This is a genomic window from Ensifer sp. KUDG1 (assembly GCF_050434285.1).
In the GTDB taxonomy this organism is placed as follows: domain Bacteria; phylum Pseudomonadota; class Alphaproteobacteria; order Rhizobiales; family Rhizobiaceae; genus Ensifer.
This window is the reverse complement of the sequence record NZ_JBNDIG010000013.1, coordinates 57,456-71,047: the sequence shown is the minus strand read 5'-3', so window position 1 is coordinate 71,047 and position 13,592 is coordinate 57,456. Positions and strand designations below refer to the sequence as shown.

The 13,592-nt window shown below is 63.1% G+C and carries 14 protein-coding genes; 5 read left to right on the top strand and 9 right to left on the bottom strand.

Translation table 11 applies throughout. The features are described from left to right. Positions 1 to 3: 3 nt before the first annotated feature. On the bottom strand, positions 4 to 1,200 hold the full coding sequence (repA, locus tag M2267_RS26910; RefSeq protein ID WP_043615379.1) for a plasmid partitioning protein RepA: 1,197 nt from the start codon (positions 1,198 to 1,200) through the stop codon (positions 4 to 6). Positions 1,201 to 1,487: 287 nt separating this feature from the next. On the opposite strand from repA, the gene M2267_RS26905 reads away from it, so the two are divergent. Then, positions 1,488 to 1,679 carry a hypothetical protein gene (locus M2267_RS26905; RefSeq protein ID WP_429118833.1) on the top strand — a complete coding sequence of 64 codons (192 nt, stop codon included), beginning with the start codon at positions 1,488 to 1,490 and terminating at the stop codon, positions 1,677 to 1,679. A gap of 142 nt (positions 1,680 to 1,821) precedes the next feature. Then, positions 1,822 to 2,601, top strand: a complete 780-nt coding sequence (hutC, locus tag M2267_RS26900; protein WP_052201741.1) for a histidine utilization repressor — start codon at positions 1,822 to 1,824, stop codon at positions 2,599 to 2,601. Positions 2,602 to 2,658: 57 nt separating this feature from the next. Here the strand turns inward: hutC and M2267_RS26895 are convergent, their stop codons facing one another. The 7 genes from M2267_RS26895 to M2267_RS26865 all read right to left on the bottom strand — a co-directional run bounded on the left by M2267_RS26895 (position 2,659) and on the right by M2267_RS26865 (position 9,131). Further along, entirely contained in the window at positions 2,659 to 3,912 is a 1,254-nt protein-coding gene (locus tag M2267_RS26895) for an adenylate/guanylate cyclase domain-containing protein (protein WP_429118830.1), read from the bottom strand. A 143-nt stretch (positions 3,913 to 4,055) separates the two neighbouring features. Further along, positions 4,056 to 5,525 (bottom strand): sensor histidine kinase, encoded by a 1,470-nt coding sequence (locus M2267_RS26890; protein ID WP_429118827.1) that lies wholly within the window; start codon positions 5,523 to 5,525, stop codon positions 4,056 to 4,058. Further along, a complete protein-coding gene (locus M2267_RS26885; protein WP_034787757.1) occupies positions 5,522 to 6,196 on the bottom strand; it encodes a response regulator transcription factor in 675 nt (224 codons plus the stop codon). The genes M2267_RS26890 and M2267_RS26885 overlap by 4 nt, the downstream gene beginning before the upstream one ends. A 66-nt stretch (positions 6,197 to 6,262) precedes the next feature. Continuing rightward, positions 6,263 to 6,643: a hypothetical protein gene (locus tag M2267_RS26880; RefSeq protein WP_429118824.1), complete on the bottom strand. Its 381-nt coding sequence runs from the start codon at positions 6,641 to 6,643 to the stop codon at positions 6,263 to 6,265. 243 nt (positions 6,644 to 6,886) lie between these two features. Next, positions 6,887 to 7,129: a hypothetical protein gene (locus tag M2267_RS26875; RefSeq protein WP_429118822.1), complete on the bottom strand. Its 243-nt coding sequence runs from the start codon at positions 7,127 to 7,129 to the stop codon at positions 6,887 to 6,889. A gap of 413 nt (positions 7,130 to 7,542) precedes the next feature. Beyond that, positions 7,543 to 8,310, bottom strand: coding sequence for an EAL domain-containing protein (locus M2267_RS26870; protein ID WP_043612268.1), 768 nt, complete (start codon positions 8,308 to 8,310; stop codon positions 7,543 to 7,545). Between the two features lie 77 nt (positions 8,311 to 8,387). Next, on the bottom strand, positions 8,388 to 9,131 hold the full coding sequence (locus M2267_RS26865) for a hypothetical protein (RefSeq protein WP_429118818.1): 744 nt from the start codon (positions 9,129 to 9,131) through the stop codon (positions 8,388 to 8,390). A 416-nt stretch (positions 9,132 to 9,547) separates the two neighbouring features. Here M2267_RS26865 and M2267_RS26860 point away from each other — a divergent pair, with 416 nt between their 5' ends. Both M2267_RS26860 and M2267_RS26855 read left to right on the top strand, forming a co-directional pair. Beyond that, positions 9,548 to 10,798, top strand: coding sequence for a sensor histidine kinase (locus M2267_RS26860; protein ID WP_429118815.1), 1,251 nt, complete (start codon positions 9,548 to 9,550; stop codon positions 10,796 to 10,798). Between the two features lie 5 nt (positions 10,799 to 10,803). After that, on the top strand, positions 10,804 to 11,445 hold the full coding sequence (locus tag M2267_RS26855) for a response regulator (protein ID WP_429118813.1): 642 nt from the start codon (positions 10,804 to 10,806) through the stop codon (positions 11,443 to 11,445). Between the two features lie 51 nt (positions 11,446 to 11,496). Here the strand turns inward: M2267_RS26855 and M2267_RS26850 are convergent, their stop codons facing one another. Beyond that, the gene (locus tag M2267_RS26850; RefSeq protein ID WP_429119017.1) at positions 11,497 to 11,982 is read right to left on the bottom strand and encodes a hypothetical protein; all 486 of its coding nucleotides are present in this window, start codon (positions 11,980 to 11,982) and stop codon (positions 11,497 to 11,499) included. A 442-nt stretch (positions 11,983 to 12,424) separates the two neighbouring features. On the opposite strand from M2267_RS26850, the gene M2267_RS26845 reads away from it, so the two are divergent. Continuing rightward, positions 12,425 to 13,573, top strand: a complete 1,149-nt coding sequence (locus tag M2267_RS26845; protein WP_429118810.1) for a hypothetical protein — start codon at positions 12,425 to 12,427, stop codon at positions 13,571 to 13,573. Positions 13,574 to 13,592 lie beyond the last annotated feature (19 nt).

The following is a 13,592-nucleotide window of genomic DNA, read 5'->3' as shown; positions in this document are numbered from 1 at the left end:
GGATTACTTCCTCCCCCAGACCTTGCGGACCAGGTCCTCAATCTCGCCGTTGACGAGATTGAGAGAGTCCATGGCGCGGTCGTAGGTGCCGCGGACAAACTGCGCGCGCTCGACTTCGTAGAGCGTTTGCTTCGTCACGCCGGCGTCGGAGATGGCTGTCGACTTCACCATGGCGTTCTGCAGCATGCGATTGCCGAAAATGGCGCGCATGAAACCGGTCATCTGGCTTTGCGGGCCGTCGTTGGGCTCGAACCGTGTTCCGAGATAGCGCATCCAGTCATAGCTGGTGCGGCCACCGGCCTTTTCGACGACGCTCATCAGCTCGCTCGTCATCGACAGGAACTGCGACATCGACATGACGTCGAGCATCTGCGGATGCACGGTGATCAGCACGGAGGTCGCAGCACAGAGCGCCGACATGGTGAGGAAGCCGAGCTGCGGCGGGCAGTCGATGACGACGATGTCGTAGAAGCTCTCGATATCGGCGAGCACGTCGCCGATACGGGCAAAGAAAAGGGTTTCGGCAGCCCCGCCCGTCATCATCGCCTTCGGCGTCTCGTGCTCGAATTCCATGAGTTCGAGATTGCCGGGAATGAGATGCAGATTGGCTGTGTAGGTCGACCGCACGATATCGGCGATCGGCCGCGGGGCGTCATAGCGGATTGCGCCATAGAGCGTCTCGCCTTCGCCGACATCCAGCTCCGGCTGGTGGCCGAAGAGGGCCGATAGCGAGGCCTGCGGATCGAGGTCGATCGCGAGCGTTCTATAGCCGCGAAGCGCCAGATATTGGGCGAGGTGGGCGGAGGTCGTCGTCTTTGCCGACCCGCCCTTGAAATTCATCACAGACAGGACCTGCAGCTTTTCATCGCCGCGCCGGTGCGGGACATATTTGCCCGACTTGCCGCCGTCGTCGAGAACGCGGCGAATGCGTTCGATGTCGGAAACGGCATACATGCGCCGACCGTTTGACAAGGGCGCTGGGCCGTGGCCCTCTGAGGCCACCTGCCGCAGATAGCCTTCGCCGATTCCGATGAAGGCTGCGGCTTCGGCAGGACTGAAGAGACGCATCTGCTTTTGTGCCTGCGGGGGGAAGATTTTCTTTTGGTGCTGCTGCAGCTGATGGGCAAGCTCCAAAGCGTCGGCAGCCAGAAGCGTCGGCAGATGCTCCTGTGCGTCCTGGCTTTGAATTTTTTGCTGCAACATTGATATCCCCGAAAACTGCGCAAAAATCGTCATATCCGGACAATATGCGCAGATGCACTATGCTCCGATTCGGCGCGGTTTTACAAATGCATAGCGTTTTGGCGGATGTCCGGCCCTGGTGGCGGGAAGGGGGCCCACGGCGCAATCCGGTTGTCCGCGGACAACTCCTGTTCGGGGATGCGGGTGTATCTTCAATTAGAGCATAGATTTAATAGACTATTGACAGCCGATCTGATTGTGTCAGGATTGTGTTCAGTTGGCGATTGGATGCACGGAGCTTCCTGATGTTCTATCTCGGCGGAATGACCCTTGGCTATCTCGAGCCGCCCCCGCCTTTGCCGAAGGCGATGAAGGCAAAGCGACAGCCGGAAGTGGATGTCGCTTCCACGACGCTCGACACGGGGACGTGCGAAGAGTCCGATCGTAATCAGGAATGGGCGCGTGCTTTCCTGACCCCTTGGCACCTCCTTTACTGAGGAGCGCCGGCGTGGCGCCAGACTGCGCCGGTCAAGCCGTTGACAGCTGTCAACGAGCAAGTCGATTTCCGCGGTCGTGGAAAAGCGCAAATCGGTGAGAGAAGGGCTGTTTCGTGGCCGTGAATTGATTAAGTTCGCTGTCATGGACACCAAGCAAGATCGATCCGTTTCAAGTGCTCCGCCTGGGGATACGGCCGACAATCAGGGGCAGGTGCTGTCGCTGCATCAGCGCATACTCGGTGACGTCGAAGGGCGCATCCTTTCCGGGGAATGGCCGCCCGGACACCGCATCCCGTTCGAGCACGAACTGACCGAGCAATACGACTGCTCGCGCATGACGGTGAACAAGGCCCTGACGGAACTCGTCAAGCGCGGGCTGATCGAGCGGCGGCGCAAGTCGGGAAGCTACGTTACATTCCCGCAGGTCCAGTCCGCCGTCATGGAGATCCACGACGTCAAACTAGAAGTCCAGTCGCTGGGGCTCGATTACAGCTTCCGCGTCGATGAGCGAAAAGTGCGCAAGGTCGAAGGCCGGGATCGGGAACGCCTGGATCTCCCGAACTCTGGCAAGCTGCTGGACGTAACGTGCCGGCATTTTGCCGGCTCACGTCCCTTTTGCTTCGAGGAGCGGTTGATCAGCCTTTCTGCGGTTCCGGAGGCGGAAGAGGAAACGTTCGAGACTGCAGCGCCCGGTTCGTGGCTGCTCGGCAAGGTGCCGTGGAGCACGGCCGAACACCGCATTCGCGCTGTTGCGGCCAGCAAATCGGCGGCGCAGGCGCTCGACATCGCCACCGGCACCGCCTGCCTCGTCATCGAGCGGCGCACCTGGAGCGGACGGGCGCCGGTCACGCATGTAAGGCTCACCTATCCCGGCGACCGCCACGAACTCGTTGCTCAATTCGCGCCGAGCCCGATCGGCTAACCGGCCTCACCGGTTGTCCGCGGACAACTCGTGAGGCCGGGGTAGCAATAGCGCCAGCTATCCCGCGGCGACGCGCAGCCTCGGCGATGGTTCGTTGCCGGAAAAAGCGAAGACCTCGATCGGTTCGCCGATGCCCCTGACGGGGTAGGCGCCGAGATGTTCCATGCTGGAGGCGCAACCGGCGAGCTCGACGAAGGCGCGCGACAGCAGCACCGGGCGCTTGGTTTCCTTGGTCAGGCTTTCAAGCCTCGAAGCGATGTTGACGGCGGGTCCGATGACCGTGAAGTCGAGCCGGCGGCGCGAGCCGATGTTGCCGTACATCACGTCGCCGACATGCACGCCGATCCCGTAGCCGAGCGGCTCGCGGCCCTTGGCGAGGTTGTCCTGGTTGAGCAGGACGATTGCCGCTTCCGCCTCCCGGATGGCTTGGAGCAGGTTCTCTGCGGCGTCGGGATTGCTCAACGGAAAGATCGCCAGCAGCCCGTCACCCATGAATTTGAGGATTTCGCCGCCATGGCGCTCGATCGGTTCCGACATGGCGTCGAAATAGGCGTTGAGCAGTTCGATCACGTCGTCGCGCGGCCAGAGATCGGAAAGCTTGGTGAAATTGCGCAGGTCGCAGATGAGGATGGCGGCGCCGACGGTGACGCCGCTGCCCCGTGTCGTGGCCCCGGCAAGGATCTGTTCGCTCGCGTGCGGGCCGACATAGGTTTCGAGCAGCGTTCGGACGAAGCGGTTCTTCAGTCTGATTTCACTGACCAGCGCCAGCGCCGGCACCATTTTCGCGAGAAAGGCCAGATGCTCGTCTTCGAAGCCGCCCTTCCGGTCGGTGGCAAAGGTAACGATGTGGCGTTTCCCGAGCGTGTGCTCGAGCGGCCAGGCGATGTATTCGGTCAGGCCTTCGGCTCTCAGGTCAACATAGAGCGAGCTCTGCTCCTGCTCTTCCATCAGGTCCTCAAGGTTGGTCCGAACCTCGGCGCCCCCGTTGTTGATCACGTAGAGGGGGCTGTTGAGATAGAGAGCGGTGTTCTGGGTGCCATAGTCGTAGAGATCGATTTCGCCCTCGGCCAGTCCCTTGCGCCAGAGGATGCGGGCGCCCAGCCATTGCGGATGGTTGATGCGGAAGTGCAAGGTGGCGCGCGCGACGGGAACACCGGCTGCCTGCAGCCGTTCGCCCAACTCGACGAGGATGTTGTCGATGAAGCGCTCGTTGCGCGTTTCGATGATCAGCCAGTCGAGCACGCTTTGGCGTCGAGCCGGCCAGCTGCCATCCTCGGGTGAAGGCGAGGGGGCCTCAGATGGGGTCTGCATTGCTGTTCTCCATGGCGCTCAAACGGGTGACGCCGCGTAAGCCGAACGATGTATCGCAGCAAATGTGGAGCATCGGCACCGCCTTGATAAGGGGCAACCGGAAAAGCTTTTGAGAAATCTGGGCGGCATGCCGCCCGCTTCCGTCAGACGATTGGACGTGCCGGCGCGGCCGCAGACCGATTTCCGTCCATCAGCGGCAATTGCAGGCGCACCCGCGCGCCGCGCCATGGACCGGAGAGAATGTCGATACGGCCGCCGTGGAGCCGAGCGATCTCCCGCGCGAGATTGAGCCCGAGGCCGGCGCCGGTGGAGCGCGGGCGCAAGCGATAGAAAGGTTCGAAGACGCGCTCGCGTTCCTCCACCGGAATGCCGGCACCTTCGTCATGGATTTCGAGCCCGCCGGCGGCATCGACCAGCACGGTGATCGTGCCGGCACCGCCGCCATGTTCGATGGCGTTGCGCAGGAGATTGGCCACGGCCTGCTCGATCTGCCGCGGGCGGGCGCGGACCAGGGCGGCCGGCGCTTCGCCTTCGAATGCCAGCTCGTAGCCGGCTTCGAACGCAAGCGGCGCGAAGTCGGCAGCCATGACCCTCCCGAGAGCGACGAGATCGACCGCTTCGAGCGGGCCGCCGGCATGTTCGAGGACTTGCCGGTCGAGAAGCTGCTGGGCGAGATGCGACAGGCGTTCGATGTCGAGCCTGAGGCGCGTCGTTTCGGCGTCTTCCTGCAGAAGCTCGGCGCGGGTTCGCAGGATCGCGATCGGGGTGCGCAACTCGTGGGCCGCGTCGGTCAGGAAACGGTTGCGCTGGTCGTATCCCTCTCCAAGCCGCGCCAGGGCCCGGTTGAAGGCCCGCACCAGAGGGGCGATTTCGGTCGGCATCTCCTCGGTTTCGAGCTGCACAGCGCGGTTGTCGATGTCGATGCGCCCCGCCTGGTCGGCGGTCGAAACGAGGCTTGCGAGCGAACGGCGCACGACGGCCGGCGTTGTCAGCAGGGTGGAGACACCCATCACCAGGATGATCGGCAAAAGGAAGCAAAGCACGACGAGGACAAGTGTCGGCATGACCTCCATCCAGGCCGTCTTGCCGTCGAGGTCGCGCGCCATGTCGACATTGATGCTGATCTGCACGTCCAACGGTTCGTTGTCGCGGCGGGAAGAAACGGTTGCGGTGAGGATCTGGACCCGGCCGGCTTCTGTCTCGACATTGTGGAGGACCGCGTCCGGCAGCGTGCCGCCCTCTTCGAAAAGCAGTTTCGCTCCCTCCACCCGTTGCAGCAGGTCGTCACCGGCTCCCTCATAGGGGGCAGGGACGTTTCCGTAGCGCACGACCTGGCCGGCGGCGTCGCGGACGATGTACCAGAGATTGGGATAGGACTGGCGAAGCTCCCGCAGGTCCTCCGTCTCGTGCACGGTCAGCAGGCCGTTCGCGTCGCGCCCGACGGCGCGGTCGAGCACATCCACAGCGGCTTCGTTGTCGACGAGGAGGCGTGGCTGGGCGATGAACACGCCCAGGAAGAGGAGCCCGATGAAGACGACCAACGTGGCTGCCTGCAGGAGGATAAGCCGACGGACGAGGACCCATTGCAGCGAGCGCGGACGAACCTTGATCATGTCGTCGCGCGCAGGAGATAGCCGAGGTTGCGGATCGCCCGGATTTCGACGCCGGCGCCGACATCGTCGAGCTTGCGGCGCAGGCGCGAAAGATGGGAGTCGAGCGCGTTGGATTCGATCTCGTCTTCCATGGCGTAGACCGATTCCTCAAGCGTCGCCCTGAGCACGGTTCGGCCGGGCCGACGCATCAGCGCTTCGAGCGCAAGCCGTTCCCGGCGCAGGAGGTCGAGCGGCTTGTCGTCCACGGCAGCCTCCCGGTGGCGGAAGTCGTAGATGAGCCGCCCGACTTTCGTTTGCTCCGATTTGAGCGTGACCGGCCGGCGGGCAAGCGCGCGCAGTCGCGCCATCAGTTCCTCGACGGCAAAGGGCTTGGAAAGGTAATCGTCGGCGCCGGCATCGAGACCGCTGACCCGGTCGTTGATCGATCCGAGCGCGGTCAGCATCAGGATCGGCGCCTCGACGCCGAGGCTTCTGAGCTTCGGGATGAGATCCAGCCCCTCGCCATCGGGCACCCGCCGGTCGAGCACGACCACGTCATAGGGCCAGAGCTCGGCAACGGCCTCGGCGTCGGCGAGCGTCGAGACATGATCGACGATCACCTGGCGCCGCGCCAGGGCAGCCTTGAGGGCCGAGGCCATCTCCGGCTCGTCTTCCAGCAGCAAGATGCGCATGCGAGTTTCCCCCCTGTGCCCGCACCTATGCGGGGCGCCGATCCGTCACGTCACTTGCCCGCGGCGTCATTCGCATTCCAGCTTCGGCTGGCGGAAGTTGGTGATGTACCAGCGGCCCTGCTGCATCCGGGCGTAAAAGCTATAGAAGCACTCCTGCTCCTCGACATAACCCGGTGTCGAATACTCCTCGTAGCGCATTCCGCGGCGGGTGTCCCTGATTTCGCCGCTCGACGAGCCGGAGACGACATTCGTCGAGATCTTGCGCCATTGATAGGCGCGCTCGTTCCAGCCGAGTTCGAGAATGTTGGTGGGTGGGCCATAGTCGATGATGACGGATTCGACCGGCTGGCCGATATAGGTCTTCATCGTATCGGAAGCACAGCCGGCCAGTAGGACGGCGGCGGCGGCGAAGCAGGCGAGGGTGCGAAACCCCTTTGTGGAGAGCATGGCGGATCCCGGTTTTCCTGCAGCGCCAGTCGTCCACGGGACGCGCGAAGCCAGCAGTTGTCGTTGACGTGCCGCCTGTCCGAACCGACTGCGATCCGGATCGATGCGACGACTGACCGGGAGCTAAAGCGCCAAGATTACAGGGGCATTGCAGGGCCGCGGCGAAGCTCGCGAAAGCCGCCCCGACGAAGCTGGCGACCGCGCAACGGATATCGCTTCGACCGATAAAGCGCTGCTTGCTTCCTAGGCAGCGCGGTCTGCGTCACCGGCTTTCGTGGCCTTGGGATCCGCTGCGTAAACCAGGCCCGGCTTGACGATCCATTCGCCCGTGCGAAGTGCCAGAACGTCAAAGCCGCCGCCCGCCAGGCGCGGTGCGACGCCAACGAAGCGGTAGAGCAGGCCATCTCCGTCGCGCACGGCCTCCTGTATCGGGCAACCGCCCAGAGACCCGATGACGGCGCCTTCGAACGCGACACCCGCCAGCATGAAATATTCCGTTGGCAGGCGTCGGCTGGCTCTGCGGGAGAGTTTGAACCCGTTTGTGAATTTCATAATCTTGCTCGTCTGAGACGCTTTCGGATCCGGCAAAGCCGGTGCCGGCAAGCGTCTGCGTTGTTCTGCTCGCGTCCGGAGCCGGGCGGCATGCCGCCAACGGAAAATCCGGCCGGTCGCAGGAAAGGTGAATGCAGCGGCACCGGGTTGCGGCGCGGCACGTCTCAAGCCATTCAAAAGCGGCGCCAGCATGGCAGCTAACCTGGGGCAAAACGACCTATCGGCTCATTGCCGCCACCTGCTTCTATCGCGCGGATCGGCGTAGGATTTCGCTTGGGAAGGCGGGACGGAAAGATCAGGAAAGCATAAAGGGAGGTGGGTTGTGCGCTGCTTGACTTGGCGGCACACTAGCAAAGCATTGCGCTATGCGCTGGGTGTATCTCACCGCCAAACAACGGGCTAAGCGTCGGCTCGGAGAGCAGGAACCCTTGCACATGCGTTGCGCCGGCGCCTTGCGCGGCCTCGAATTGCGCATAGGTTTCAACGCCTTCGACCACGACGACGGGGGCGACGCAGGAAGCCAGGCCTACCATGTGCAGGAGGAACCGCTCCGCGTCGGGGCGTCCAAGCCGCAGGAAGAAACCGTCGATCTTCACGATATCGACCGGCAGGGACAAAAGTGCTTCCGGTGTCGAAAAACCCGTTCCGAAGTCATCGACGGCGACCCGATAGCCAAGGTCACGCACGCTCCGCACGAAGCGTGCGGCCGTCGGAAGCGCCGAGATCGGTAGGCTTTCGGCGAGTTCGAGTACGATGCGCGATGCCAGCCGCCGATGGGTCGACAGCAGATCGAGAAGGAGCGTCCGGTTGCGCTCGTCACAGATGCTCTCGACTGAGATGTTGCAGCCGAGGTCACCAGAGGGATGATGCGCCAACCAGTCGAAGGCAAGCGTGAGCATGTGCCTGTCCAGCGCCGCGATGCGCCCGGCCGCCTCCAGATAGCGTACGAACTCGCTGGCGGTCATGACCTCTCCGTCCGGCCGGATGATCCTTCCCAGACACTCCGAATAGAGTACGGTGCCGACATCGGCGACGGCATTGACGTGTTGAAGTGAAAACCCGACGCGCCCTTCTTTTGCTGCGTGGTCGAAAATTTCCACAACACGATCAAGCATTTAAACTCCATTGGCTTGGACGCGGGTCCGGCTGCAACCGCCGGCTCACCAGGGATGGGCCGGCGGCTCACTCCTGGCTATTGGGCAATTTCCGGCTCGGGCTCGACGACAACCACCGTTGGCGGCGGCAGCGTTTCGCGGATTTCGTCGATCTTGCCGTTGGCCGGGCCGACGCCGAGAATCCCCTTGGCTTCGTCGACCATATCGTCGCTTACCACGCCGTCTCGGGTGAAGCTGGCCAAAGCCTCGCGCAATGCCTCGTCACTCAGTGCTGGATCCGCGGGGATGGCGTCGACGCCGTTTTCGGCCTCGAAATGTGCATAGGCGACCGCATAGGCGGAAATGGCGGCCATCTTCGGGTCATTCGAATTGAGATAGGCGTGGTAGTTGCGATTGAGCGAACGGAAGCCGGGCGTCGCTCCCGGCGTCACCGGTTCGACCACCGGGTCCGATACGATTGCGACCGACTTGGCGGCTTTTTCAACCCTTACCGATTTGGCCGTCTTGGATTTGCTGCCGGACGTCTCGGATTTGTGGTGCGACTTTTCAGTCGACCGCTCGCCTTTCGTTCCCTTGCTTGCGCGGGAATTGTCCGATTTGCCGTGACTGGAACTGCTACGACTGGAACTGCTACCGTGACTGCTGCTGCTACCACTGCTACCGCCGCCACCACCATTGCCGCCACCGTTACCTCCACCGCCGCCGCCGCCATTGCCGCCTTTGGCGTAGGCTGAATCGATCAGGCCCAGGGGCGCGGCAGCCATCGGGGCGACGGCCAGTGTCAGTGCTACGATGCTGCGGGCGATCAGTTTCGCAGGCATGATAATCTCCATGTTTCCAATCCGTTGTTCTCCGTTCCTTTTCGGACTCAGCGAACACCCTTGCTGCAAGTGACGATATCCGCGCCCCGGAGAAGCTGCCATCGGCCCCAGACCATTGCCTCCGTGCCTAGGACTTAGGTCCTATTCCGCGGCATCAAAGGTCCGAAGGCAGTGAGGGGAGCCGGCGTTGTCATTGACCCTGCCGCGAGAGTGGTTAGGTTGGCGCGGCCTTGCTACAATCGGCGCGCCGCGCGAGCCGGCGGCCCGATCCGAGAGACCTGGTGCACGTCCAACACCTTATCACCCGCTGGAATTCTCAATCTCTAGCCACGCAGTTTCTGCTGATCGGAGGCGCGGTTGCCGCTTGCGCGATGGTTCTGGTCGGCGCCTTCGTTTCGAACAGGATCGAAGACGCGGTGACCCGGAATTCGGCCGCAACGACGGCGCTTTACGTCGATAGCGTGATCGCACCATTGCTGCCCGACATGCAGACGAACGAGGTGCTCGACGAAACGGTCGCCCGTGCGCTGGACGAGACGCTTGGCCAGGGGGCGCTCGGTGAACGCCTCCTCTCGTTCCGCCTGTGGCGTGCGGATGGCACGCTTCTCTATTCGAGCGACCAGGCGGGCGTCGGCGCCAAGGTGGAGCCAAGCGAGGAACTTCAGACGGCATTTTCGGGAAAGATGGTCGCCCGCTTTGACCAGGCAGGGGATGGAACCACGGACGAGACGGCGGCGGTGCCGGCGCTGGCCATCTACAATCCCGTGCTGCAGCCCTGGTCCGGCCAGGTGGTCGCCGTCTCGGAATTTCACGAAGTCGCCAATGATTTCGAGCAAAGCCTCAATCAGGCCCGCGCTCACACATGGTTGGCGGTCGCAGCCTTCACCCTTGCCTTCTTCGTCGTGCTGTCGGCGATCGTGCTTCGCGGCAGCAAGACGATCGAAAGCCAGCGGCATGCGCTCGCCCAGCGCGTCGACGAGCTTTCGGCATCGCTGGCGCAGAACGAAACGTTGCGCGGCCGGCTGCAGCGCGCGTCGCAGCGCGCCACGGCCCTGAACGAAAGCTATTTGAGGCGCATCGGCGCGGATCTGCACGATGGCCCCGCCCAGCTCGTCGCCTATGCTTCGCTGAGACTGGGCAGCGAGACCCTGAAGCGCGACACGACGCCGGCGGCTACCCGTGCGCGCGAAATCGGCGCGATCAAGGCGAGCCTCGACGAGGCGATGCAGGAAATCCGCACGATCTGTGGCGGCCTGGTTCTGCCGCAGATCGAGACGGCCGGGCTGGCAGAGATCCTGCAGCGATGCGTGAAGGCCCATCAGCAACGCACCGGGTCGGCGGTCGAACTCATCCTTGCCGATCCGCCGGACCGCCTGTCGCAGGCGGCAAAGATCTGCATCTACCGCTTCGTGCAGGAAGCCCTCAACAACGGCTATCGGCACGCCGGCGGCGTGAGGCAGCAGGTGTCGCAGCGGACGGTCGGCGACCGTGTCACCATTGAGGTCGCCGATGGCGGGCCGGGATTTGACCCCGACAAAGTTCCGCCCACAAGTCTTGGTCTTGCCGGTCTGCGCGAGCGGATCGAAAGTCTCGGCGGAACGTTCGAGCTCATCGTCGAGCCGACCGGGACCACCGTTCGCATGACGACCAGCGTCAAGGAGATCTGACAATCATGACGTCAAGGATACGCGTTGCCGTGGTCGACGACCACCCGCTGTTTCGTGAAGGCGTGACCCGGAGCCTGTCGGAGATCGAGGGGTTTGAGATCGTCGCCGAGGGCAGCTCGAAGGACGACGCGACCGAGATCGCGCAAAGCTTTGGACCGGACGTGATGCTCATGGATATCTCGATGCCCGGCGGCGGGCTGGACGCCATACCGGCGATCCTGGAGGTCGCTCCGGCGCAGAAGATCATCATGCTCACGGTATCCGAGGACGGAGACGACGTGACCACGGCGCTCGATCGCGGTGCGACCGGCTATGTGCTGAAGGGCGTCGGCGCATCGGCACTCGCCGAGGTCATTCGCACTGTCGCTTCGGGCGAGCGCTACGTGGCGCCGACCCTGTCGGCCAAGCTTTTGTCGACGAAAGCGCCGGCTCAGCCCGGAAAATCCAGCCTGGTCGCAGGCCTGACGCCGCGCGAAAAAGAGGTCCTGCAACTGGTGGCGGCCGGCATGAGCAACAAGCATGTCGCCATCGAACTGGACCTGCAGGAAAAGACCGTGAAGCATCACATGACGCAGATCATGACGAAGCTGGGGGTCGCCAACCGCACCGAAGCGGCGATGGTTCTGCGCGACGCGCGCGAGCTTTAGCTGCCGGGACCGACGGAAACCGCCGCCGCACCGGCGCGGATCATAGGCGTGCTAGTGCGCGAATGTCTGCATGCGCTGCTTGTCGGCTGATGTCGCGCGCCTGTTGATGATCGTCCGTCCGCGGGCATCTTTCATGATGTAGCGCCCCTTCCTGACCTGCTCGGTTATGCCGCCCTTGTGGCGGATACCGGCTTCGCCCTCGCCCTCGTCGTCGGCGTCTTCACTGGAGCGGGAGGCCTTGGAGTTCCCGCCGGAACGGTTTTCGTTGGAATTCCCGTTTCCATTGCCGTTGCCACCGCCATTGCCATTGCCATTGCCATTATTGCCGCCGCCGTTCCCGTTTCCACCGCTATTGCCGCCACCGTTGCCACCATTCCCGCCACCGTTGCCGCCGCCATTGTTGCCGTTTTTGGCAAGGGCGGCCGTCTCGGTGATCGAGAGCCCCGCGCGGGTCAGATCGAACTTGTAGGGAAGGGTCGTCACCAACAGGACCGCGGGCCAGAAGAATGCAGCAAGAAAAATCCGGCAACTGGGCATTTCAGTCCTCTGGCACTGGGCAAGACGCATAGTTGGGTACATTCCGGCGGATACCGGCATTCTCGACTTTGCTCATGGCCGGCATGGCCAGTCAACGCGCGTCCGCGCCGTTTACGCTTTCCCAGACCTTTCCCCGGCGACGGCCGGACAATCGTCGGATTTCCTTAAGACCAAAGTCGGGCTCCTTGCGGCGTCGCTTGGCGGTCGCGGCCGAACGTTTCCTACCGAGCGGCGGTCTGGGGCGTGAGCCAGGTCGTCAGGCGGGGCCTGCGATCGAAATTGTCATGCACACCGTTGCATCGTTTCATTTGCCATATTCTCGACACCGAGATCGTTGACGTCTCCGGCAGGCTGGGACCACCCGGCGCTCATCGAGCGCCCGCTCCTGCGCCTCTTCGGAGGCTCGGGGGCGGGCGTTTTGCGCCTATTGAAAGATCAACACTTGTCACACGACAAATCGACCGGGCACGTCAAGAAACGCATCGTGCTGCATTTTCCCGGCTTCGAGCCGCTGGATGCCGGCAAGCATCAGGCGCGCTACAAGCGATCGGCGGTCAAGACCGCGAGACTCCAGGATTTCGATGTGCAGGTCGGGCAGGTGCAAAGCGAGGGACCCGGCCGCTATTTCGACGTGGACAGCCAGGGTGCGGACTGGCAGACGGCCAGCCGCGTCTACATCTTCGATCACGACGAAATCGTCAGACGCCTGAACGGCCGGGGCACGCTGCATAGAATGGTCGCGGGCTACCTGAGCGCCCTGCGCGTCGTCTGGGAAGGCGGTGCGCTCGGCTACTTCCGGCATGCCTGGCGGTTCGGCCTGTTCTTTCTCTTTCCGTTCCTGCTGGTGGCAATCGGCGTGGCGGGGAGCGTGTTGATCGGCACCGCGCCCTATTGGCTTGCGCTTGAATCGTCACTTCTCGTCCTAAGCGTGATCGTCGCCTATCTCGCCTTTTTCAAGCTGTTTCTCCCCTGGTCGGAGCGGTGGCACACCCTGCATCTCTTTTCCGACTGGGAGCTGGCGGTTGCCGTCGCGCGACTGGAAAAACCCTATTTCAAGCAATGGGTTGAAGACAATCTGGCATCCGTCAGAGCAGCGCTCAGCGAGCCGGCCGACGAATATGTCATCAGCTCCCACAGCATGGGCTCCAGCATAGCCACCCAGGTGATCGGTACGCTGGTGGAGCGGGAGCCGGACCTCTTTGCCGGGAAACGTGTCGTCTTCGTCACGCTCGGCGGCGCGATCCTGCAATGTGCTCTGTTGCGCTCGGCCGAAGTGTTGCGCGCGCGTGTCGGCGCCATCGCCCGGGTGAAGGATATCTTCTGGTTCGACGTACAGTGCCTGACGGATGCGATCAATTTCTACAGGTGCAAGGTGGTGGCGCTTGCCGGACACGACGATGCTCCGCAGCCGCCCATCGTCTTCATCCGGCTGAAGCACATGCTGTCGCCGGAGCGCTATGGCCGGATCAAGCGCGACTTCCTGCGTGTGCATCGCCAATACGTGCTCGATGCCGACGTCCGCGCGCCCTTCGATTTTACGATGATGACCGCCGGGCCGCTTCCGGCCGCCTCATTCACCAACGCGGCGTGACGGCAAACAGTCCTGCCGG